22 protein-coding genes and 1 pseudogene are annotated in these 22,243 nt (G+C 28.0%); 19 read left to right on the top strand and 4 right to left on the bottom strand.

Annotation, left to right across the window (positions count from 1 at the left end):
* Nucleotides 1–103: 103 nt before the first annotated feature.
* Entirely contained in the window at nucleotides 104–1,141 is a 1,038-nt protein-coding gene (locus HMPREF0216_RS13920; protein ID WP_005215499.1) for an FAD:protein FMN transferase, read from the bottom strand.
* A 205-nt stretch (nucleotides 1,142–1,346) separates the two neighbouring features.
* On the opposite strand from HMPREF0216_RS13920, the gene HMPREF0216_RS13915 reads away from it, so the two are divergent.
* From HMPREF0216_RS13915 to HMPREF0216_RS13905, 3 genes are all read left to right on the top strand, one after another.
* The gene (locus HMPREF0216_RS13915; protein ID WP_005215498.1) at nucleotides 1,347–1,751 is read left to right on the top strand and encodes a NusG domain II-containing protein; all 405 of its coding nucleotides are present in this window, start codon (nucleotides 1,347–1,349) and stop codon (nucleotides 1,749–1,751) included.
* An 11-nt stretch (nucleotides 1,752–1,762) separates the two neighbouring features.
* Nucleotides 1,763–2,290, top strand: coding sequence for a Gx transporter family protein (locus tag HMPREF0216_RS13910; protein WP_005215497.1), 528 nt, complete (start codon nucleotides 1,763–1,765; stop codon nucleotides 2,288–2,290).
* Between the two features lie 269 nt (nucleotides 2,291–2,559).
* Nucleotides 2,560–2,997, top strand: a complete 438-nt coding sequence (locus tag HMPREF0216_RS13905) for a hypothetical protein (protein ID WP_005215495.1) — start codon at nucleotides 2,560–2,562, stop codon at nucleotides 2,995–2,997.
* A gap of 79 nt (nucleotides 2,998–3,076) precedes the next feature.
* Here the strand turns inward: HMPREF0216_RS13905 and HMPREF0216_RS13900 are convergent, their stop codons facing one another.
* Nucleotides 3,077–3,934 carry a LysR family transcriptional regulator gene (locus HMPREF0216_RS13900; protein WP_005215493.1) on the bottom strand — a complete coding sequence of 286 codons (858 nt, stop codon included), beginning with the start codon at nucleotides 3,932–3,934 and terminating at the stop codon, nucleotides 3,077–3,079.
* Nucleotides 3,935–4,448: 514 nt separating this feature from the next.
* On the opposite strand from HMPREF0216_RS13900, the pseudogene nrdD reads away from it, so the two are divergent.
* The 14 genes and pseudogenes from nrdD (at nucleotide 4,449) to HMPREF0216_RS13830 (ending at nucleotide 18,108) form a co-directional block, all read left to right on the top strand.
* A pseudogene (gene nrdD / locus HMPREF0216_RS13895) lies at nucleotides 4,449–6,570 on the top strand (anaerobic ribonucleoside-triphosphate reductase).
* Nucleotides 6,571–6,666: 96 nt separating this feature from the next.
* On the top strand, nucleotides 6,667–7,167 hold the full coding sequence (gene nrdG, locus HMPREF0216_RS13890) for an anaerobic ribonucleoside-triphosphate reductase activating protein (protein WP_005215488.1): 501 nt from the start codon (nucleotides 6,667–6,669) through the stop codon (nucleotides 7,165–7,167).
* A 143-nt stretch (nucleotides 7,168–7,310) separates the two neighbouring features.
* The gene (locus HMPREF0216_RS13885) at nucleotides 7,311–8,180 is read left to right on the top strand and encodes a YitT family protein (RefSeq protein ID WP_005215486.1); all 870 of its coding nucleotides are present in this window, start codon (nucleotides 7,311–7,313) and stop codon (nucleotides 8,178–8,180) included.
* Between the two features lie 321 nt (nucleotides 8,181–8,501).
* Nucleotides 8,502–8,762, top strand: coding sequence for a hypothetical protein (locus tag HMPREF0216_RS13880; RefSeq protein WP_005215484.1), 261 nt, complete (start codon nucleotides 8,502–8,504; stop codon nucleotides 8,760–8,762).
* Nucleotides 8,763–8,981: 219 nt separating this feature from the next.
* Nucleotides 8,982–10,181, top strand: coding sequence for a glutamyl-tRNA reductase (gene hemA / locus HMPREF0216_RS13875; RefSeq protein WP_005215483.1), 1,200 nt, complete (start codon nucleotides 8,982–8,984; stop codon nucleotides 10,179–10,181).
* Nucleotides 10,142–10,837, top strand: a complete 696-nt coding sequence (locus tag HMPREF0216_RS13870; RefSeq protein WP_005215481.1) for an NAD(P)-dependent oxidoreductase — start codon at nucleotides 10,142–10,144, stop codon at nucleotides 10,835–10,837. Before hemA ends, HMPREF0216_RS13870 begins: the two co-directional genes overlap by 40 nt.
* Nucleotides 10,828–11,697 (top strand): hydroxymethylbilane synthase, encoded by an 870-nt coding sequence (hemC, locus tag HMPREF0216_RS13865; protein ID WP_005215479.1) that lies wholly within the window; start codon nucleotides 10,828–10,830, stop codon nucleotides 11,695–11,697. Before HMPREF0216_RS13870 ends, hemC begins: the two co-directional genes overlap by 10 nt.
* Nucleotides 11,698–11,755: 58 nt before the next feature.
* Nucleotides 11,756–13,234, top strand: a complete 1,479-nt coding sequence (gene cobA / locus HMPREF0216_RS13860; protein ID WP_005215477.1) for a uroporphyrinogen-III C-methyltransferase — start codon at nucleotides 11,756–11,758, stop codon at nucleotides 13,232–13,234.
* The gene (gene hemB, locus HMPREF0216_RS13855; RefSeq protein ID WP_005215475.1) at nucleotides 13,227–14,195 is read left to right on the top strand and encodes a porphobilinogen synthase; all 969 of its coding nucleotides are present in this window, start codon (nucleotides 13,227–13,229) and stop codon (nucleotides 14,193–14,195) included. Before cobA ends, hemB begins: the two co-directional genes overlap by 8 nt.
* 2 nt (nucleotides 14,196–14,197) lie before the next feature.
* Nucleotides 14,198–15,472 carry a glutamate-1-semialdehyde 2,1-aminomutase gene (gene hemL / locus HMPREF0216_RS13850; RefSeq protein WP_005215473.1) on the top strand — a complete coding sequence of 425 codons (1,275 nt, stop codon included), beginning with the start codon at nucleotides 14,198–14,200 and terminating at the stop codon, nucleotides 15,470–15,472.
* Between the two features lie 58 nt (nucleotides 15,473–15,530).
* Nucleotides 15,531–16,310 carry a sirohydrochlorin cobaltochelatase gene (locus HMPREF0216_RS13845; protein ID WP_005215471.1) on the top strand — a complete coding sequence of 260 codons (780 nt, stop codon included), beginning with the start codon at nucleotides 15,531–15,533 and terminating at the stop codon, nucleotides 16,308–16,310.
* Between the two features lie 244 nt (nucleotides 16,311–16,554).
* Nucleotides 16,555–17,364 carry a formate/nitrite transporter family protein gene (locus HMPREF0216_RS13840; RefSeq protein WP_005215467.1) on the top strand — a complete coding sequence of 270 codons (810 nt, stop codon included), beginning with the start codon at nucleotides 16,555–16,557 and terminating at the stop codon, nucleotides 17,362–17,364.
* 301 nt (nucleotides 17,365–17,665) lie between these two features.
* Nucleotides 17,666–17,851, top strand: a complete 186-nt coding sequence (locus HMPREF0216_RS13835) for a ferredoxin (protein ID WP_005215465.1) — start codon at nucleotides 17,666–17,668, stop codon at nucleotides 17,849–17,851.
* 83 nt (nucleotides 17,852–17,934) lie between these two features.
* Complete coding sequence (locus HMPREF0216_RS13830; protein ID WP_005215463.1) at nucleotides 17,935–18,108, top strand: (2Fe-2S)-binding protein; 174 nt, start codon at nucleotides 17,935–17,937, stop codon at nucleotides 18,106–18,108.
* Between the two features lie 53 nt (nucleotides 18,109–18,161).
* Here the strand turns inward: HMPREF0216_RS13830 and HMPREF0216_RS13825 are convergent, their stop codons facing one another.
* Together HMPREF0216_RS13825 and HMPREF0216_RS13820 are read right to left on the bottom strand one after the other, a co-directional pair.
* Entirely contained in the window at nucleotides 18,162–19,100 is a 939-nt protein-coding gene (locus tag HMPREF0216_RS13825) for a DMT family transporter (protein ID WP_040420032.1), read from the bottom strand.
* Nucleotides 19,101–19,279: 179 nt separating this feature from the next.
* Nucleotides 19,280–20,305: a branched-chain amino acid aminotransferase gene (locus HMPREF0216_RS13820; protein WP_005215460.1), complete on the bottom strand. Its 1,026-nt coding sequence runs from the start codon at nucleotides 20,303–20,305 to the stop codon at nucleotides 19,280–19,282.
* A gap of 270 nt (nucleotides 20,306–20,575) precedes the next feature.
* Here HMPREF0216_RS13820 and HMPREF0216_RS13815 point away from each other — a divergent pair, with 270 nt between their 5' ends.
* Both HMPREF0216_RS13815 and HMPREF0216_RS13810 read left to right on the top strand, forming a co-directional pair.
* Nucleotides 20,576–20,953 (top strand): RidA family protein, encoded by a 378-nt coding sequence (locus HMPREF0216_RS13815; protein ID WP_040420030.1) that lies wholly within the window; start codon nucleotides 20,576–20,578, stop codon nucleotides 20,951–20,953.
* Nucleotides 20,954–21,171: 218 nt separating this feature from the next.
* Nucleotides 21,172–22,224 (top strand): ABC transporter substrate-binding protein, encoded by a 1,053-nt coding sequence (locus tag HMPREF0216_RS13810; RefSeq protein WP_005215457.1) that lies wholly within the window; start codon nucleotides 21,172–21,174, stop codon nucleotides 22,222–22,224.
* Nucleotides 22,225–22,243: the final 19 nt, after the last annotated feature.

Genomic DNA, 22,243 nt, shown 5'->3' with positions numbered 1-22,243 from the left:
TTAGCATCTAAAATTAAGAAATAACTTTATTTACTGAATACCTAGTTTTATATTAAATTTTTAAATTTTAAATATAAAGGCAAATCTAACTTTTTATTTAATTTTAATTTGCGATTGTAAAATCTTCATTTGTTAGATTAAATATATCTTTAGCACCACTAGAAAGATATATTTTATTATCCTTACTTATAAAAATTGCATCAACATTAGGCAGGCTTTCAACAAAAGCTAAACCGTCTTCAATACCTTTAGCAAATACTGTAGTAGAAAGAGCATCAGCATCAATAGATTTATCAGTTATTATACTTACACCTGCAATGTTATTTTCAAATGGATATCCAGTGTGAGGATTAAGTAAATGATGATACTTTACTCCATCTTGCTCTATAAATCTTTCGTATATCCCAGATGTAACTACTGTTTTATTTTTAATATTTACGACTCCTACAATATCGCCTCTATTATTAAAAGGATTTTGTATTCCAATTTTCCAATCAGCTCCCGAAGGTTTTATACCGTGTGCATATATATTTCCACCTAAATCAATAATAGCACTATTAACATTGTTTTCTGTTAATATACGAGCAACTTCATCTGCAGCATAGCCCTTAGCAATAGATCCTAAATCAATAACCATGCCTTTTTTCTTTAAAAAGATGCTTTGATTTTCAGAATTAAGCTCTAATAAATTGTAATCTATAAGAGGTAATGTAGTATTAATTTCTTCCAGGGTAGGAACTTTTGCACCTTCTAATCCTATACTCCAAAGTTTAACTAATGGACCTATTGTTATATCAAAATCACCATTAGAAAGTTTAGAGTATTCTAGTCCTTTTTTTACTATTTCATATGTAGTTGAAGAAACATTAACAGGTTTAACACCAGCAGAAGCATTCACCTCATCTAGCTCTGTTCCAGTTGCATTTATGCTAACTAAAGATTCAATTTCAGATATTCTATCAAAAGCTTTATCTAAAATTTTAGAGTCATTGCTATCATAAAGTGAAATTTTAATAACAGTTCCCATAAAAAGTTCAGTTCTCGAAAGTGGCTCTGTAGTAGAAGTAGATTTATTACAACCAATAAAAGTGGTAATAACCAATAAAGAGAACATAATAAATATATTTTTTAGTTTAATCATGAAAAACCTCCGTAAAATAATCATTAGTATTAAATTTACTACATTTATATATAGTATTATAATCAAGAAAAAAATTAAATACCCTATGATAAAATATAAGGTAAAAAGATGAAAAAACAATAAAGATATAGAAAAAAACAAAAGTAGCATATATAATTATTAAGTCATATATAAATTTAAATAATAAAAATTAGGAGGTGGGAATTTGGTTAGAGGAAAATTATTTAAAAAGCTAGATATAGTAATAATAATAGCTTTATTACTAATATCTTTTATACCAGAATTAGTTTTCGGTGTTGTTATGGGTTATGATTATAATATGACTTATGCAGAGATAACTATAAATGGAGAGTTTTATTCTAAAATTCCATTATCGGCACATAAAGGTGAAGATTATATTGATATAAATGTGGATGGACATAAAAACAAAATAATAATAAAAGATAATACTATAAAAATGATAGATGCGGACTGTCCAGATTCGTTATGCATTTATCAAGGAGAAATACATAGAGTAGGACAATCAGTAGTATGTCTACCTAATAAGGTTATGGTAGAAATTAAAGGGAAAATTGAAGATAATGATGATGATGTAATATTATCCCACTAGGAGTGACGTTAATGAATAAGACAAGCAAAATGGTATATATATCTTTACTAGTTGCCCAAGCATTAGTATTATTTATTTTTGAAAGAATGATACCAGTTCCATTTATAACACCAGGAGCAAAATTAGGATTAGCTAATATTGTCATTGTAATAGCATTATATACATTGGATAATTATAAAGAAGTATTTTTAGTAATTTTTTTAAGGTTGTTATTATCAACTATGTTTGGTGGTAATTTATCTTCTTTAATGTTTAGTTTGTTTGGATCAGTTTTTAGTTTTTTAATAATGGTCGTAATTAAAGAAGTATTTAAAGATAAGGTTTCTATTATTGGAGTAAGTTCAGCAGGTGGAGTGTTTCATAATATAGGACAACTATTAGTTGCAGCATATATTGTGAAAAATATAGGTGTAATGTTATACTTGCCTGTATTATCCATAGCAGGAATAGTAACAGGAATATTTGTGGGTATAACAGCAAATTTTGTGGTCAATCACTTAAAAAAACTACCTCAATTCAGGAAAAATGTTAAAATATAGAATTAAACGTAGGGTATATAGATAAGAATTTAACAAAAAAATGGGAAAATATAGACATAAATATTTATAATATCATTTTAAAAAAAAGTATAATAATATTAAAAAAACCCTATAAATAATAACGAATTGATATGTAAATGAATACAGAATTGATATTTTTATAATAATATTTAAAAAAGCTTATAAAAAAAATTAAAAAGTTGATTTAAAATTAAAAATATTGTAGAATATATAACGAAGATTATTTATTATATTAGGGGGATTAACAAATGTTAAATAAAAAGTTAGTTACATTAGCTGCAGCTACAATGGTTGTAAGTACATTATTTGTAGGATGTGGAGAAAAGAAAGAAGAGGCATTTACAGGAGTAAAAACTGCTGAAATCGCTGGAGAAAAAGATACTACAATTGCAGAAGTAACATTTGAAAATGGAACACCAGTATCTGTAAATATAGATACAAAAAACGCTGATGGAACAATGAAGTCAGAAGCTTCAGCTTCAGGTGAATACGACATGAAGAATGACGGAAAGAAATGGCATGAACAAATTGATTTATTAGAAGAAGCTATAGTTGAAAACAACTTTGACTTAAGCAAAATAAACATAACTGATGAAGAGGGACATACAGATGCAGTATCTGGAGTTTCAATCAAAGTTAAGTCTTATGTTGATGCTGTTCAAGAAGCTTTAGATCAAGCAAAATAAGAGTATTTTAATAATAAAAATGGATTCGTTATGAATCCATTTTTTTTTATTAAAATACTTAAATTAATAATATTTTAATTTAAGTATTTTCTAAAAGAAGTTTAATATTTTCTTCAATAAAAGATATATTTTTTTTAATTAAAGGTAATGCATCTTTTTTATATGTAAGAAAAATATTATAAGATATATAAGGAAAGTTTTTAAGTTCTACTTGCTTCAATATACCATTAAATAATTCTTCTTTAACACAAAGTTTAGGTAATAGTGTTATTGAAGGAGTAGTTAATAAATAATTTGTTATTACATGTACACTTGAAGTTTTTAAAATAATATTTTCAGGATTAACTAAATCTTTAATATAAGATTCTATATTAACTTCATCTTTTAATAATAAGAAAGGAAGCTCATTAACATTATTTATAGAGGAAGAGCTACTAACTAGAACTAATTCATCATTACCTAAATGGATAGAAGATAAGTCAGGGTCATCTAGCTCTATACTACCTATACTTATATCACATATATTATTTATTAGGTCACTATAAATATTTGACTTTGTTTTATTAGCTATATCATAAGAAAAATTATTAAAAACTAAAGAAAGCTTAGGAAGTAGCTTTGGAAAAATATATGAAGCTGATAAACAAGTAGTTTCAATTATTAAATTATTTTTTTCTAACTTATTTTTTTCTAGTTCAGACAAAAGATTTTCATACAATTTTATAATTTTATCAGAATATTTTAAAATTATTTCTCCTTCTGGAGTTAACTCTACACCTTTATTACTTCTTTTAAATGCAGTAACACCAAGATTTTCTTCAATCTTAAATAATTGTTGACTAAGTGCTGACTGAGATATATGAGAAGCATTTGCTACTTTAGAAATACTTTTTAATTTTGCAACAGCATGGAAGTATTTGAATCCATCAATGTTCATATAAACTCCTCCCAGTAAGAATTATGACTCTATTTATTATAATAAATAAATAGAATTTTATCATAAATTGTAGAAATAACACAATAAAAATTTTATTATGTAATATTATTAAATATGCCATGAAATTTGATAAATTAAAGAGAAAATTAAAGTTATAATAAGAATAATATTGAAAATTTAGAAATATGAAAAGTTCAATATATTGTATTGAACTTTAAAAAGTAGTACAATATGTAGTAGATTTTTAGAAAAAACTATTTAGAAAGACGATATTTTTTATTCGAAAAATATTGAAAATTTTTATTTATATATGATAATTAAGGATGGGGGAATTTTATAAAATAGCTATTAAAATGGAGAAAAATAATAGAAAATAAAAGATTATTTTAAATAATGGTTCTTAAGGGATTATGAAAAACTTTATTTGTTAGTGTATAATTAGCCTTTAAATTAATAATTGTTTTTTATTAATAATAGGTATTTAAAATATGCTTAAGTTTAGGAGTGGTATTAATTGAAAGTAATAAAAAGGGATGGAAGTACAGTAGAGTTTGATAAAAGCAAGATAAGGGAAGCAATCTCAAAATCTATGAAAAACGGAAGCGGTATTTATTTAGGGGATATTGCAAGATTAATTGCAAATGATGCAGAGAAGCATTTTAGTAAACAAAATGAAATAGCAACTATATATAAAATAGAGAAATATGTATATGATAGACTAGTTCATTACGGACAAGCAGAAACGGCAAGAGCATATGAAGGATATAGAGCTGTTCAAGAGTTTAAAAGAAATACTAACACTACAGATGATAGTATATTAGAATTGCTAAGTAGAAAAAATGAAGACGTAATGAAGGAAAATTCAAATAAAAATCCTGTAGTATCTGCAACACAAAGGGATTTAATTGCAGGGGAAGTATCTAAAGATATTGCAAGAAGAAAGCTTATACCAGCTCACATAGTTCAAGCACATGATGAAGGGGCGATTCATTGGCATGATATGGACTATAGTATATCACCAATGTTTAACTGTTGTTTAATAAACTTAGAAGATATGTTTACTAATGGAACAGTAATAAATGAAAAATTAGTGGAAGAACCTAAGAGTTTTGGTACAGCATGTACAGTAGCCACTCAAATAATAGCTCAAGTTTCATCTAATCAATATGGTGGACAGAGTATAACTATAAAACATTTAGCTAAATATCTTAAAGTTACAGAAGATAAAGCTTATAAGCATTATATGGAAATACTTAATGACGAAACACTAGCTAAGAAGTTAGCTAAAGATATGAAGTTAAAGGAACTTAAAGATGGAGTTCAAACTATAAGATATCAATTATCAACTTTACAAACGACTAATGGACAGGCACCATTTAGTACAATCTATTTAGAAATAGAAGAAGGCCATGAATATGAAGAAGAAATGGCGATGATTTGTGAAGAGATGATAAAACAAAGACTTGAAGGAATGAAAAACTACAAAGGTCAAGAAATTGGAGAAGCATTCCCTAAGTTAGTTTATTTATTAGATGAACATAATTGTCTTGAAGGAGGCAAATATGATTATATAACTAAGCTTGCAGCAAAATGCACAGCTAAGAGATTAGTTCCTGATTATCAAAGTGCAAAGATAATGAGAGAGAATTATGAAGGAAATACTTTCCCACCAATGGGGTGTAGATCACACTTAAGTCCATGGAAAGATGGAGAGAATAATTATAAGTGGTATGGAAGATTTAATCAGGGAGTAGTTAGTTTAAATTTACCACAAATAGGAATAATAGCAGATAAGGATATGGAAATGTTCTGGGAAATGCTAGATCAAAGATTAGAACTTTGTAAGAATGCATTATTAACTAGACATAAAATGTTACTTGGAATAACTTCAGACTCAAGTCCAATACATTGGCAACATGGAGCTATAGCAAGACTTGAAAAAGGTGAAAAGATAGATAAACTATTAAAAGATGGTTATTCTACGCTTTCACTTGGTTATGTTGGTATAGCTGAAATGGTTCAAGTTATGCTTGGATGTTCGCATACAACTCCAGAAGGAGAAAAGTTTGCTTTAGAAGTAATGCAACATATGAAAGATAAATGTGATGAATGGAAGAAAGAAACAGGTCTTGGATTTGGTCTTTATGGAACTCCAGCAGAAAGCTTAATTTATAGATTCTGTAGAATAGATAAAGCTATTTGGAGAAATTGAAAATGTAACTGATAGATTATATTATACAAATTCATATCATGTTCATGTTTGTGAAGAAATTGATGCATTTAGCAAGCTTAAATTTGAATCACAATTCCATAGCATAAGTAATGGAGGATGTATTTCCTATATTGAAGTACCTGATATGAATAAAAATATTGAAGCAGTTGAAGACATAATTAACTTTATATATCATAATGTTCAATATGCAGAAGTTAATACTAAATCAGATCTTTGTTATAAATGTGGATTTAATGGCGAAATGCAATTAGATAAAGAAAGCTTAACTTGGCACTGTCCATCATGTGGGAATGATGATGAATCAGAATTACAAGTTATGAGAAGAACATGTGGATATATCGGAAGTTCTTATTGGAACAAAGGAAGAACAGCTGAAATTGGAGATAGAGTTCTTCATCTATAATTAAGTTAGAAGTAAAGAGTTAAAGGTTAAAGAATAAGAAAATTCATTTAACTTTTAACTCTTAATTATTAATTAGGAAAAAAGAGGTGTTCATGTATGAAATATGCTAAAATTAGGAAGTTGGATGTAACAAATGGGCCTGGAATACGAACAACACTTTTTGTAAGTGGATGTACTCATAACTGCAAGGATTGTTTTAATAAGGAACAACAGGATTTTAATTATGGTGAGGAATTTACTAAAGAAATTGAAGATGAATTTATAGAATATACTAAAGCTAGACAGATTAAAGGTGTTAATATATTAGGTGGAGAGCCAATGCAGCAAGTTAAGGATAATACTTTATTAAACTTGTTAAAGAGAATAAGAATCGAAACTAATAAACCTATATGGTTATGGTCAGGATATACACTTGAAGAAATATTACGTGATGAAAAAAGGTTAGAAATTTTAAAAGAAGTAGATGTATTAATTGATGGAAGATTTGAAGCAGATAAAAGAGATATAATGCTTAAATATAGAGGGTCTTCTAATCAGAGAGTTATCGATGTCAAAAGAACCCTAAAAGAAGATAGAGTAATTGAATTAGAATATTAAAATAAAGAATTCATCTCACCTCTTCGAAGATAGTTTATATAAAAAGTTTGGAAAAATAATATTAAAAATATGGAAAAAGTAAAATAAATATTATAAACTATTCATGATAAAACTATATTAAGAAGTATAGATGGGGGAACGTAATGTTAGACAAAAAAATGAATGATATTAAGAAATATGGAATTATAATACTAGGGGCATTTATATTTTGTTTTGGTGTCAATTTATTTATAGTTCCTATTGGGCTTTATAATGGTGGTGTAGTTGGGGTATCACAAATAATAAGAACCTTAGCAGCAGAGTATTTTCCAGCTACAAAAAATATTGAATTAGCAGGGATAATTAACTTTCTATTAAACATACCACTTCTTTTAATAGCGTATAAAAGTATATCAAGAAAGTTTTTCTGTAGAACTGTAGTTAGTGTTATTTCACAGACAGTATTTTTTACATTAATTAAAATACCTGCTGCGCCAATTATTGATGATTTGTTAGCAGCATGTTTAATAGGAGGTATTATTACTGGAGCTGGTATTGGTATAACATTAAAGGCTGGAGGATCAGGTGGTGGAATAGATATTTTAGGAGTTTATTTCACTCAAAAATATAAAAACTTTAGTGTTGGGAAATTAGGAATAATAATAAATGCCATTATTTATGGTGTCTGTGCTATTTTATTTGAATTACCAACAGCTATATATTCAGTTATTTATACTACATTCTTCTCTTTAATAGTGGATAAGATACATTTTCAAAACATTAATACTACAGCTACTATATTTACTAAAAAGAATAATATAGAAGAGCCTATAATGAAGGAAATGGGAAGAGGAGTAACTTGTTGGGAAGGCAAAGGAGCCTATACAGGTGAAAATACTAGCATATTAATAACTGTAATTTCAAAATATGAAATTAATCAATTAAGAAAAATAGTATTAGATAGGGATCCTAAAGCATTTATAATATTTAATGAAGGTATGAATGTTATAGGGAATTTTGAAAAAAGACTATAATAAAATAACATAATAAATATTAAAATAGATATTGCAAAGTTTATGTAAAACATTGTAGTATCTATTTTAATTTTATAAGTAAGTATCAGTACCATTAAATTAATAGAAGCTATATAAATTTGCCACTTAAAAATAATTTATGTAAACTTTATTTAATTAAAAAATTAAGTCATTTATGTTCATAGTTTTACGTATTTAGGAATATAGTAAAGTAAGAGAGTGGAGTATCGAAAATAATTAAAATTTAGTACTTTAGCTTTATTATATGTAAAAAAATTAGTATTTAAAATTCTTTATAAGAGGTAGGGGGATATAAATTTTATGGTTATGGAAGATGTACTTAGGTATGGATCAATTAAAGAAGGGGAAGTATACAGGAGAGAGGCTTTAGAAATTTATGCTGAAAAATATCGCTGTATGCTTATTGAAGATGGTGCAAGTAGAGGTATTTTGGCATATGATCCTAGTGATGATTATATGATTTTACAAATAATTCAAGGTGCAGGTAGTAATTTTTTATTAGGAAAGACAGTAGTTGCAAATAAATTTTTTGAACAAGCTATAATAATAAAAAAGGTATAATAAACATAACAGAACTATAGTCTTATAAAAAATATTAATAGATATAATTATAAATTTTAATAGTAGAAAAATAAATTAAAGTAAAAAAAGTAGATGATTAAAGCAAATTTTAGTATTATAATAAATGTATATTTAATTATTGGGTAATTACTAAGAAATAAAAGTTAAGGGGGTAGGCTTATTTCCTTAACTTTTTTCTTTAGAAGAGTGGTGATTAGTATGATTGGACTTATAGGAATAAGAAAAAATGTAGATATAAAAATAAGGGAAGTTTTAGCTGTTTCTTTAAAAAGACAAGGTGTAGTATTAGATGAACTAAAAGAGCTTTTTGAAGAAGTAGTTGTAATAAGCACATGTAATAGAACCGAAATTTATTTTAGTACAAATCAACAAGAAATAAATATGAGAGAAGTTTTTGGTATATTAGATTGGGATTACTCACTTTTGGATTATACATTTTTATCAAAAGATAAGGATGCAGTTAAACATTTATTAGAAGTTGTATGTGGATTTCATTCTAAGATATTAGGCGAAGACCAAATATTAGGGCAAATTAAAGATGCTTATGAATTAAGTTTAGAAAAGAAAGCTGTTAGTTCAAAATTACTTAGATTATTTGAAGATGCTATTAGCTGTGGTAAAAAGTTTAGAACAGAAAGTAAGCTATATAAAATACCTGTATCAGCGTCATCTGTAGCAGTAAGTAAAGCTATAGAGTTAGGAGCTAAAAATATAATGGTAATAGGGTATGGAACTATAGGAAGCTTAGTTGTTAAATATATACTTGGAAATAATATAGATAACTTATTTATAGTAGTAAGAGAAAAAAGTAAAGTTTCAGATATTAATGATGAAAGAGTAAAAGTTTTAGATTTTAAAGAGTATAGAAACATAATAAATAATATGGATTCAGTAATTAGTTGTACTTCAGCGCCACATATAATTATTAAAGACAGTGATATAGAACCCCAAGGAGAAAATATTGTTTTAATTGATTTAGCACTTCCAAGAGATATTGATGAAAAGCTTATTAATAACAAAAGGGTTACTTTATTTGATATAGATACTATAGGTAAATTAGACACATATAATAAACATTTAAGAAATGATAAGATGAATGAATATAAATTTTTAATAAGAGATTATTTAGATAACTTTATGAAGTGGCTTGAAATAAGAGATATTTCATGTTATATAAAAGAATTAAAAAAGTCAGGTAATGAAGTTATAGAAAGTAGAGTAAAATCTTTTGAACATAAGTGCAAGGAAGAAGAGGATGTAGAGCTTGCAAAGACACTAATAAAAAGTACTTCTGATTACTATATAAATAGGGCTATAAAGTTATTAAAAGAAGAAAAATTAAAGGGTTGTGAAGAAGAGTGCATGACGATATTGAAAAGGATATTTATAGAGAAATAAATTATACGCCTTTAACACTATTTGGAGAAAAGCTTAATATTGGGATAATTGGTGGCGGAAAAGCAGCATTAATCAAGATACAAAGTTTTTATAAAAAGAAAAGTTATATAGAAGTTTTGGCACTAGATTTTTTAGATGATTTTAATAAATTTGATAAAAGCAGAGTAAAGTTAATAAAGGGAGAGTATAATAAGGAATTTATAAAAGATAAACACTTAATAATAATAGCAGTAGATGATAATAATATAATAAAAAAAGTTAAAGAGGATTGTGAAAAATCATTTAAAATATACATAGATTCATCTAGCTTTAGAGAAGGAATGGGTGTAATACCTGTAAGTAGAGAAAGTGAAAATATAACCATATCAGTTAATACTAAACTTGGAAATCCTAGAGGTTCGGTGATGATTGCTGATAATATTTATAAGGATATAAAAAAAATAGATAAATTTATTAAGTTAACTAGCGATATAAGAAATAATTTAAAAATAGATAAAGAGGTAAAAAATCAGATACTTAAATTTATAAATACAGATGATTGTAATTATTTTTATCAGTGTGGAAAGTTTATAGATGTATTGAGATTATTTTATAATGATGAGATAGTAGAGAAAATAACGTTATTAGGAAAGGAAGAGAAAAATAAATGGAATTAATTTTAGCAACTAGAAAAAGCATGTTGGCTCAAACTCAAACTGATACAGTTATGAAGCTACTAAAAGAAAAAGTCAATGTAAATAGTAAAAAACTTTTAGTAGTTACAGAAGGAGATAAGAGATTAGATGTAACTTTAGATAAAATAGGGGGAAAAGGTCTATTTACAAAGGATATTGAAATTGCATTATTAGAAAGAAGAGCACATGCTGCAGTTCATTCAATGAAGGATGTACCTTATGAAATGGGTGAAGAATTTGAATTAGTTGCTATGCCAGAAAGAGAAGATGTAAGAGATGTATTAGTTACTAGAGATGGGATAACTTTAAATGAATTAAGAAAAGGTGCAATTATAGGAACTAGTAGTATAAGAAGGGCAGCACAATTAAAAGCCTTAAGAAGTGATTTAAATATAGTTCCTATTAGAGGTAATGTAGGTACTAGGCTTGAAAAAATGAAAAAAGAAGGTATGGATGGAATAATATTAGCAGCGGCCGGTCTTAAACGACTTGGAATGGAAGATATTATTTCAGATTATTTAGATCCAGAAATATTTGTTCCGGCAGTATCACAAGGAGCGCTTGGTATTGAATGTTTAAAGAATTGTGAGTATAAAAGTTATTTAAAAGAATTAGATAATAGTGATGTACGAATTGCGGTAGAAGCAGAAAGAAGTTTTATGAGAGAATTAAATGGAGGATGCCATAGTTTAATAGGTGCATATGCAAAACTTCAGGGAAAAGATTTATACATTATAGGTACTTATGAGGTAAATGGTAATATAGTTAAAAAAGATATATTAGGAAATAAAGAAGATAATATAGAACTTGGAATTAGGTTAGCTAGAAAGATAATAGGATAAGATTTAAGTTAAGGAATTAAGAAAAGATGTAATATAGAAATAAGGTAGGTTTATAGATATGATAGGAAAAGCTTATATAATTGGAACTGGGCCTGGTGATGAAGAGTTACTTACTGTTAAGGCAACAAGAGTATTAAAAAATTGTACAGCTGTACTTTATGATAGATTAGTTTCTAATAACATTTTAAATTATTTAAATGAAGATTGTTTAATTTATTATTGTGGAAAAGAGCCTGGTGCTCATTATAAAAGTCAAGATGAAATTAATGAAATGATAGTAAAATTAGTTAAAGAAGGACATATAGTAGGAAGAGTTAAAGGGGGAGACCCTTATGTTTTTGGGAGAGGTGGAGAAGAAGTTTTAGCTTTAGTAGAAGAAGACTTAGACTTTGAAGTAATACCTGGTGTTACATCGCCAATTTCTGTTTTAAATTATGCAGGTATTCCAATAACTCAAAGGGCTATGGCTCAAAGTTTTCATATAGTAACTGGTATGACTGCAGCTAGTGAAAAGATAAATTGGGAAGCTTTAGCTAAGGAAAATGGTACTCTAGTATTTATGATGGGACTTGAAAATTTAGATAGAATAGTTTCAAATTTGATTTCAAATGGAAAAGATAAGAGTACTTTAGCAGCTATAGTAATGAGAGGAACATCTTCAAAGCAAAGAAAAGTTATTGGAACTTTAGAGAATATATCAGCTAAAGCTAAAGAGTCGGGACTTAAATCCCCATGTATTATAGTTATTGGAGAAGTTGTATCATTAAATGAAAAATTATCATGGTATGAGAAGAAACCTCTTTTTGGAACTAATATATGCATAACTAGATCAAGAGAGCAAAGTTCAAGTTTAAAGGTAGCTTTAAGAGATTTAGGGGCTGAAGTTACAGAAATTAATTCTATTAAGATAGAAGAAACTAAAGAAAATTTAAAACCTTATATAGATAAATTAAAGGATTATGATCATATACTTTTGACATCAGTTAATGGAGTAAATAATTTCTTTGATTACTTAGTAGAAGAAAATTATGATATTAGAAATATAAAAGCTAAGTTTTCGGTAATAGGCAAAGCAACAAAGAAAGCTTTAATGCAAAGAGGTATAGTACCTTTTATTATGGCAAGGGAGTTTGTTGGAGAAGGGTTATTTAAGGTTTTAGCTCCACATCTAAATAAAGGAGAAAAAGTATTAATACCTTGTTCATCAAGTAGTAGAACTTATTTAATGGATGAAATAAGAAAATTAGACCTAGAAGTTGATAGGGTTCATACATATAACACTGTAGCAGGTATATTAAGAAATGAAAGAGCCTTTGATGAAGTTGATTATGTATTATTTACAAGTCCAAGTACGGTGAATAATATGGTTGATATGATAAGTATAGAAAGACTTAAGGAAAAGAAGCTTATTGCAATAGGGCCACAAACGGCAAAGGCTATAAGTAATAAAGGCATGGAATGTAAAGTGTGCACTAAACATTCTGAAGAAGGATTCCTTAAGGAAATAATAGAGTTTAAGGAGGCAGAAAATGTTTAGAAGAGGAAGAAGACTTAGAACAAATCCAGTGATAAGAGAATTAGTTAGGGAAAATTCTTTAAGTCCAAGTGATTTTATATATCCAGTATTTATAGTTGAAGGAGAAAATATAAAAAGAGAAATAAGTTCACTTAAGGGAAATTATCATTGGTCAGTTGATAGACTAAATGAGTTAGTAGATGAATTAAAAATAGCTAAAGTTAAATCTGTAATATTATTTGGTATTCCAGATCACAAGGATTGTGTAGGAAGTGAAGCTTATAATGAAGATGGAATAGTTCAAAGGGCTATAAGAAAATTAAAAGAATTAGATGAAGATTTATATATAATTACAGATGTCTGTATGTGTGAATATACTAGTCATGGACATTGCGGTATTTTAGATGGACATAGTGTTAATAATGATAAGACGTTAACATTTTTAGGGGAAATTGCTTTATCTCATGCAAAGGCAGGAGCTGATATGGTAGCGCCTTCAGATATGATGGATGGAAGAATTGCTCATATAAGAAGTGTATTAGATGATAATGGATATGAAAACTTACCTATAATGAGTTATGCTGCAAAATATTCATCAGCATTTTATGGGCCATTTAGAGAAGCTGCTGGTTCTGCTCCAAGCTTTGGAGACAGAAAGAGTTATCAAATGGATCCAGCTAACTCTAGAGAAGCAATGATGGAAATCGAAGCAGATTTAAATGAAGGAGCAGACATAATTATGGTTAAGCCTGCTATGTCTTACCTTGATATAGTGAGAGAAGCTAGGGATAAAATAAATGCTCCAATTTGTGTTTATAATGTTAGTGGAGAATACGCTATGGTTAAGAATGCAGGGGAAGCTGGTCTTATCAATGAAAAGGCAGTTGCACTTGAAATGCTTTTATCAATGAAAAGAGCAGGAGCTAAGATGATAATAACTTATTATGCTTTAGAAGCTAGTAAATGGCTTAAGGAGGAATAAAAATGTCTAATGAAGCAATATTTAGTGAATCAAAAAAGTATATGCCAGGTGGTGTAAATTCACCAGTAAGAGCATATAGAGATATGGGAATAAATCCTCCTGTTATGAAATCAGGAAAAGGTGTCATTATAAAAGATGAAGATGGAAATGAGTATATAGATTTTGTTTTAGCCTGGGGCCCTATGATACTTGGTCATTGTAATGATGATGTTGTTAAATGTATAAAAGAAGTTACTGAAGGTTCTATAGCTTTTGGTGCACCAACGGAATTAGAACTTCAAATGGCTAGATTCTTATGTGAAGAAATGGATAATGTTGAAATGGTAAGAATGGTTAACTCAGGTACAGAAGCTACTATGAGTGCAATTAAACTTGCTAGGGGATATACTGGAAAAAATAAAATAATAAAATTTGCAGGTTGTTATCATGGACATTTTGACGGTTTCTTAGTAGAGGCAGGTTCTGGAGTATTAACAGAAGGAATAGCAGGATGTTTAGGTATACCAAATGATAGTATTAAAAATACTCTTATAGGTACTTATAATGATATGGAACAGGTAAGAGCTTTATTTGAAGCATATGGTGATGATATAGCAGCTGTTATAATTGAACCAGTAGCAGGAAATATGGGTGTAATTAAAGCGGAAGATGAATTCATGGAAACACTTAGAATACTTTGTGATGAATATGGGGCACTTCTTATATTTGATGAAGTAATGAGTGGATTTAGAGTAGCATATAAGGGGGCTCAAAGCTTATTTAATGTAAGACCAGATTTAATAACCTATGCAAAAATAATGGGTGGAGGTCTTCCATGTGGAGTTTATGGTGGAAGACGTGATATAATGGAAAAATTATCACCACTTGGAGGAGTATATCAAGCAGGAACTATGTCAGGCAACCCAATAGTTATGGCAGCAGGGCTTGCAACACTTAATATACTTAAGGAAAAGCCAGAAATTTATAATCATATTGAAAGATTAGGAAAGAAGCTTCAAGATGGAATCGAAGAAATAGCAAGAGAAAAAGGTATAAATTTATGTATAAATAGATATGGTGGCATGATGACTATATTCTTTACAGATAGACATCCAGTAAGAACATATGAAGATGCAAAGAGCTGTGATTTAGAAATGTTTAAAAAATATTTTTTACACATGTTAAAGAATGGATTTAACTTACCACAATCTCAATTTGAAGCAATCTTCCTAAGTTCAGAACATACAGAAGAACATATAAATAAGTTCTTAGAAGTATTTAGAAAGTTAGAAGTTTAATATATAAGAAAAGTTTTATATGTAGTGAGAGTTTTTAAAATAAAGGGGATAGATAAAGGTGAAGGCTATAATTTTAGTAGCATTTGGTAGTGCAAGCTTGCAGGGAATTAGAGATAGCATAGAGTTGTTAGAAGAGGACTTAAGGGAAGAGTTTAATAATGAATATACTATTTTTAAAGCTTTTACTTCTAAAAAGGTAATTAGTTTATTAAAAGAAAGACATAATTATGTAATACCCTATTTAAGTGAACTTTTATTTAATTTAGCTAATGATGGATATGAGGAAGTTAATATAGTACCATTACATATGATGAAGGGAAAGGGCTATCAAGGATTAGTTGATATTAGAAATGAATACAGTTATTCATTTAAAAAACTTCGATTATTAGATACTTTATTAGGATCTGAAGAAGATAAACAGGAGAAAACTATAAGAAATATGGTTACAGCAATGGATGAGCATATGGAAGATGGTAAAATTTTGCTGTCAGGTCATGGATCTAAAGAGGATTCTAATAGTATTTATTCTAAGATTGAATATGAATTTAATAAAAGATATAAAGATAAGTTTTATATGGCAACATTAGAGGGAAGCAATACTTTTGATAAAGTTTTAAGCAAGCTTAAAAGAGATGATGTAAAGAGTATAACTATTAAGCCATTATTAATTATTCCTGGAAAACATTATATTCATGATATAAGTGAAGGTGAAAATTCATATGTAGGAATACTAAGAAGTAATGGAATCATTACAAGTATATCTAAAAGCTCTTTATTACAATATAAAAAAATAAGACAATTATATATTGATAATATAAAAATGGCCATAAAAAATTAGAAATTATAATATAAATAAAAAAGCTCTATGGAAAATACTACATTTTCCATAGAGCTTTTTTGATATTATACATTTTACTAACTAGTCTAAAAACTACTTTTAATAATGTAAAAATCATTACTTTAGCATAAGGGAAGTAATTGTAAATTAAATGGATTTTTTGTTTGAAAACTATAAAAAAAAGGTGTATCATATAATAGTTGTGAAAAAATATAAAGAATAAAATAAAATTAGAGGTGTGGAAATGTACAAGAGAGAAATTGATAATTTAACTCACTCTGCAGAAGTTAAAATTGGATTATTCAACCAAAGCATTCCTAAATATTTAACATCTGCATTTCTTGGAAGCTTCTTTGTAAGCTTAGGAATTATGTTAATTTACTCTATAGGTGGAGTAATGCACCATGCAGGGGTAGAAACATATAAGGTACTAATGGGAGCATGTTTCGGTGTTGCTTTAACTTTAGTATTTATGTGTGGTGGAGATTTATTTACTAGTAATGCAATGATTATGACAGTTGGTTCTTTAGAAAAGAAAGTAACTTGGTTAGATGCATTAAAAATTTGGGTTACTGTTTGGGTAGGTAACTTAATTGGTGGTGTAGTTGGTGCTTTCCTTTATGTACAAGCAGGGCTTGCTAGTGGAAAAAGTGAATATATAGGGGAATTTATAGTAAGTAATGTTGCAACAAAAATGAATACACCAGGTATGGAATTATTCGTAAGAGGTTTATTATGTAATGTATTAGTTTGTTTAGCAACTTGGTGTGCTTATAAGCTTAAAGAAGAAACTGCTAAAATATTAATGATTTGGTGGTGCTTATTTACATTTATAACTGCTGGATTTGAACATAGTGTTGCTAATATGGGATTCCTTACAATGGGATTATTATTACCACATGGTGCAGATGTAAGCATAATGGGATTCATTCATAATATAGGATGGGTTTCACTTGGAAACTTTGTAGGTGGAATAGTATTTGTTGGTTTACCATATTACTTTATATCAATGGATAAAACAAAAAAATCAATATCAGACAAAAGTGCTGCATAATATATAAAAAGATTCCTTGAGATTTCATCAAGGAATCTTTTTACATATTATAATCTCTTAGGAATAGCTGTTTTACATATAAGATGAAGTATTAGTAAGAAAATATATATTTAAATTTTTAAATATAGTTATATAGAGTGATATTAAGTAATTCAAAGTATTATTTAGAAAAACAATGCAAAATAAATATTAATGTTGAGTAAAATGATAAGAAATAGTATTGACAAATAATGATTATTATTTAATAATATATCTGTAGGTATAACCTAATTTATAATGATTTTACGGAGGATAAATTAATATGAAAGCATTTGTTGATGAAAATGTATGTATAAGCTGTGGATTATGTGAAGGAATATGTTCAGATATATTCTCATTAGATACTGGTGTTGCTGTAGCAGTAGAAGAGGTTTCAGCTGAATTTGAAGATGGAGCTAGAGAAGCATGTGATAGCTGTCCTGTACAAGCTATTTCAATAGAAGAATAATCGATTAAGCATTAAAAGAAAAAAGTAAGTCATTACTTTTAATCTTTATTAAATAATAATTAATACGAAAAGGAGAGAAGACTATGTCAAAAGTATGTCTATGTAGAGGAATTACAGAAGAGCAAATAATTGAAGCAGTAAAAAATGGAGCTACTTCATTTAACGAAGTTAAGGAGGAAACTGGTGCAGGTGCTGGTGGATGCCGTGGTGGAAGATGTAAATGTAACATCGAAATGATAATAGAAAAGAATAAATAATATATAAATAAGAGTCTGTTTTTTAAACAGACTCTTATTTATATATTATTTAATTATTCACTTGAAAACAAACTATTTAATATCATACCTATTATAACTAAAATAATACCGACATAGCCAATTATGCCAGGAAGTGAGTTTTTAAGAATAAATATCTCACCAATCAATGTAAATATAACTTCTCCTGATTGAGTAGCTTCAACAACAGCAAGTTGATGAGAATTATTTTTAACTAATTCTGTTGCTTTAAAAAATAAAATTGTTGCAATAACGCCAGAAAATAAAGCTACTAGAAAGCTTTGAAACACTTGTCCATAAGAAGGTAAACCAACAGTTCCTATACCAAAGATAGATAATAAAATCCAAAAAGGTAAGCTACATAATGTCATACCAAAAACTCTTTGGAAGGTATTTAAGTTGTTATCACAAATTTCCATCATTTTACGATTTCCTAAAGGATAGGCAAAGGCAGCTATTATTACAGGGATTATTCCTAAAAATAATTGAGTTAATGTAATGTTATTAGCATTTTCTGATTGTATTAAAAATACTCCAACTAATATTATTAAAGAAAATGATACTGCTTTTTTAGGAATTAAATTTCTTTTATGTACTATATAGTCAGATTTTTTAGTAATTGTAAAAAATAATGGTGATAAAAGTGCACCAGCAATTATAGTTATTTGCCAAGTACTAGCAACCATCCAAGAGGCTCCATACATAGAAGCAAAACTAAGAGGTGCATAAAAAAGTCCAAACCCTACTGTACTCCAAACAAACCAATGTAATAAATTTTTTTTAATAGATTTTAGAACGGGTTTAATTTCTTTTCTAGAGAAAACTATTATAAATAAAATTGGTAACATAAATATGTATCTAAGTGATGCACTCCAAATCCAGCTTCCACCAGAAGTATTCATTTGACTATTTAAAATAAAAGTAAATGAAAAGAAAAATGCAGCTAAAATACCTAAGAAAAGTGATTTTTTCATAAATACTCCTTTAAAAATTAATGTAATAAATATTGTTTTATTATATAGTGTAAAATAAGCTATATGCAACATAAATAATACGAGAAGGTTATTACTATATATAGATGTCTAAAAGATGTTTATTTAATATATAATATTAAATAAAAAAAGAGAATTCCATTAGGAATCCTCCTTTTTTATTATTTAACTTTGTAAATCCATCCTTCTGGAGCTTCTACATCACCAAACTGAATTCCACAAAGAATTCTATAAAGTTCTTTTGTTATAGGTCCAACTTCAGTTTCGCTATAGAATACATGAAGTTTACCTTTATATTCTATTCCACCAATTGGAGTTATAACAGCAGCTGTACCACATGCTCCAGCTTCAGTAAACTCATCAATAGAATCTATAGGAATTTCTCTTTCTATAACTTTCATATTTAAGTATTTTTCTGCTATTTCCATTAATGAATACTTAGTTATACTTGGTAATACTGAAGGTGATAATGGAGTAACAAATTCATTATTTTTTGTAATTCCAAAGAAGTTTGCAGCACCAACTTCTTCTATATTAGTTCTAGTTGCTGGATCTAAATAAATACAGTCTGCAAATCCTCTATCTGCAGCTATCTTGTGTGGTTGCATAGAAGCAGCGTAATTACCGCCAACTTTTTGTCCACCAGTTCCATGAGGTGCAGCTCTATCATAATCTGCTATCATAAAGTTACAAGGAGTCATGCCGCCTTTAAAGTAAGCTCCAACAGGTAAACAAAATACACAGAATATATATTCAGGTGCAGGTTTAACACCAATATTATCTCCAACACCAATTACAAATGGTCTAATATATAAAGTTCCACCAGTTCCATATGGAGGAACAAAATGTTCATTTGCTTTAACTACTTGCATAACAGCATCTATGAATTTTTCTTCAGGAATTTCAGGCATAAGTAATTTTCTAAGACTATCATTAAGTCTTGCAGCATTTCTATTAGGCCTAAAAAGTTGAATATCTCCATTTTTAGTTCTATAAGCCTTTAAACCTTCAAAGCATTGTTGTCCATAATGAAGTGCACAAGATGCTTCACTAATTGTTAGCATATTATCTTCAGATAAATGACCATCATCCCAAGCACCGTCTTTCCAAGTAGAAATATAACGGAAATCTGTTTTTATATAATTAAACCCCAAGTTATTCCAATCGATATTTACAGTTTTACTCATTTAAATCGCCCCTTTTTTAGAATATAAATTATTAATTTTATTGTTTTATAAGTATGTACTGAAAGGGAAATCCCCTTTAATTATTTATTCTACCACTAATAGGTAAAATCTAAAATACCTAATTAACAAAACTGAAGTAAAAGTTTTAGAAAAATAAAAAATGTTATGGGTTTATTGTATAATATTGAATGTATGATAAAATTATCATAAGAAAAATTTTGAAATTTATATTTGTATAAGGCAATAATTAAAATTATAGGAGGGAGAAAAATGAAAAAAGAAATAATTAATACAAATAATGCACCAGGTGCAATTGGACCATATTCACAAGGCGTTAGTTTAGGAAATTTAGTATATACATCAGGGCAAATTCCGCTAAATCCAAAGACTGGTGAATTAGCAACTGAAATTAAAGAGGCTACGAAACAATCTATGGAAAATGTAAAGGCTATTTTAGAAGAGGCTGGCACATCTTTAGAAAATGTTATTAAAACAACTATTTTCTTAAAGGATTTAAATGATTTTGCAGCAGTAAATGAAGTTTACGGAACATACTTTAATGAAAGTAAACCAGCAAGAAGCTGTGTTGAAGTTGCTAAATTACCTAAAGATGCAGTTATAGAAATTGAAGCAATAGCAATAAAATAATTTTAGAAATTTATATATAATGGGTGTAAATCAAGATATACTTTAGAACATATTGTAGTAACTATTAAAATAATGATTATTAATAAAAGCCCTTAAGGGCTTTTTTATTTGAAAAAATATAGTACAATATATATCTATAACTAGTATTATTGTTAAAAATGGTAGTATAATACTATAAATACAATTAAATATATGAAAGCTAGAGAGGAGACTACTTTATGAAAAAGAATAAATTAAAGTTAATGGCTATGCTTATTAGTACTTTATTTGTTGTAAACTTATTTGTAGGATGTAGAGAAAAGAAATATGAAACTACTATTAACTTTTTAAACTGGGGAGAGAATATTGCCGAAGGTCTTATAGAAGAATTTGAGGAACAATATAATATAGGGGTTAATCAAGTTTTTGTTGATGATAATGAAGCAATGTATCAAGAGCTTATTTCAGGTAAAACTCAATATGATGTAGCAGTACCAGGGGATTATATGGTTGAAAGATTAATTGCTGAAGATAGATTAGAAAAACTAGATAAGGATAAAATACCAAATTGGACACAACTTTCAGAAGATAATTTAAATAGAAGCTTTGACCAAGGAAATGTATATTCACTTCCATATATGAATGGGACAATAGGAATTATATATAATAAAGATATAATAAAAGAACCTATTGATAGTTGGGAAGCTATGTGGAGCCCAGAATATAAAGATGAGATATTTGTGCTAGATTCACAAAGAGATGCTATAGGGATGGCACTTAAAAAATTAGGATACTCAATAAATAGTACAAATTCAGCAGAGCTTGAAGAAGCAAAAAAAGCTTTAATAGAACAAAAAGAATTAGGAACTATTTATGGAGCAGATAATGTTAAAGATTTAATGATATCAGGGGAAAGAGCTATTGCTATGATATGGTCAGGTGAAGGATTAACTTTAGCAGATGAATATAACAATTTAGAATATATTGTACCTAAGGAAGGGGCAAATTTCTGGATAGATTCTTTAGTTATTCCAAAAGGAACTGCTAATAAGGATGCAGCAGAAATATTTATTAATTTCTTATGTGCTAAAGATAGTGCATATAGAATAGCTGAGGAAATAGGATATACAACCCCAAATAAGGAAGCTATGAAAGAACAACCAGATAGCGTAAAAAATAATCCAGGTGCGTATATGCCTAAAGAAGTTATGGATAAATGTGAAGGATATAAATACTTAACTCAAGATGAACTTCAAATGTATGATGCAATTTGGATGGACGTTAAGAGTTAAATCTTTTACAGTTTTATTA

The sequence above is a fragment of the Clostridium celatum DSM 1785 genome (assembly GCF_000320405.1).
GTDB classification, from domain to species: Bacteria; Bacillota; Clostridia; order Clostridiales; family Clostridiaceae; genus Clostridium; species Clostridium celatum.
Note: the sequence above shows the minus strand (reverse complement) of the source record. Positions and strands in the feature narration are given on the sequence as shown.

What these genes read in the sequence shown, in the direction of transcription:
- HMPREF0216_RS13920 (WP_005215499.1), bottom strand. Translation starts at nt 1,141, where the DNA reads ATGATTAAACTAAAAAATATATTTATTATGTTCTCTTTATTGGTTATT.
- HMPREF0216_RS13910 (WP_005215497.1), top strand. Translation starts at nt 1,763, where the DNA reads ATGAATAAGACAAGCAAAATGGTATATATATCTTTACTAGTTGCCCAA.
- HMPREF0216_RS13905 (WP_005215495.1), top strand. Translation starts at nt 2,560, where the DNA reads ATGTTAAATAAAAAGTTAGTTACATTAGCTGCAGCTACAATGGTTGTA.
- HMPREF0216_RS13900 (WP_005215493.1), bottom strand. Translation starts at nt 3,934, where the DNA reads ATGAACATTGATGGATTCAAATACTTCCATGCTGTTGCAAAATTAAAA.
- nrdG (WP_005215488.1), top strand. Translation starts at nt 6,667, where the DNA reads ATGAAATATGCTAAAATTAGGAAGTTGGATGTAACAAATGGGCCTGGA.
- HMPREF0216_RS13885 (WP_005215486.1), top strand. Translation starts at nt 7,311, where the DNA reads ATGTTAGACAAAAAAATGAATGATATTAAGAAATATGGAATTATAATA.
- HMPREF0216_RS13880 (WP_005215484.1), top strand. Translation starts at nt 8,502, where the DNA reads ATGGTTATGGAAGATGTACTTAGGTATGGATCAATTAAAGAAGGGGAA.
- hemA (WP_005215483.1), top strand. Translation starts at nt 8,982, where the DNA reads ATGATTGGACTTATAGGAATAAGAAAAAATGTAGATATAAAAATAAGG.
- hemC (WP_005215479.1), top strand. Translation starts at nt 10,828, where the DNA reads ATGGAATTAATTTTAGCAACTAGAAAAAGCATGTTGGCTCAAACTCAA.
- cobA (WP_005215477.1), top strand. Translation starts at nt 11,756, where the DNA reads ATGATAGGAAAAGCTTATATAATTGGAACTGGGCCTGGTGATGAAGAG.
- hemB (WP_005215475.1), top strand. Translation starts at nt 13,227, where the DNA reads ATGTTTAGAAGAGGAAGAAGACTTAGAACAAATCCAGTGATAAGAGAA.
- hemL (WP_005215473.1), top strand. Translation starts at nt 14,198, where the DNA reads ATGTCTAATGAAGCAATATTTAGTGAATCAAAAAAGTATATGCCAGGT.
- HMPREF0216_RS13840 (WP_005215467.1), top strand. Translation starts at nt 16,555, where the DNA reads ATGTACAAGAGAGAAATTGATAATTTAACTCACTCTGCAGAAGTTAAA.
- HMPREF0216_RS13835 (WP_005215465.1), top strand. Translation starts at nt 17,666, where the DNA reads ATGAAAGCATTTGTTGATGAAAATGTATGTATAAGCTGTGGATTATGT.
- HMPREF0216_RS13830 (WP_005215463.1), top strand. Translation starts at nt 17,935, where the DNA reads ATGTCAAAAGTATGTCTATGTAGAGGAATTACAGAAGAGCAAATAATT.
- HMPREF0216_RS13825 (WP_040420032.1), bottom strand. Translation starts at nt 19,100, where the DNA reads ATGAAAAAATCACTTTTCTTAGGTATTTTAGCTGCATTTTTCTTTTCA.
- HMPREF0216_RS13820 (WP_005215460.1), bottom strand. Translation starts at nt 20,305, where the DNA reads ATGAGTAAAACTGTAAATATCGATTGGAATAACTTGGGGTTTAATTAT.
- HMPREF0216_RS13815 (WP_040420030.1), top strand. Translation starts at nt 20,576, where the DNA reads ATGAAAAAAGAAATAATTAATACAAATAATGCACCAGGTGCAATTGGA.
- HMPREF0216_RS13810 (WP_005215457.1), top strand. Translation starts at nt 21,172, where the DNA reads ATGAAAAAGAATAAATTAAAGTTAATGGCTATGCTTATTAGTACTTTA.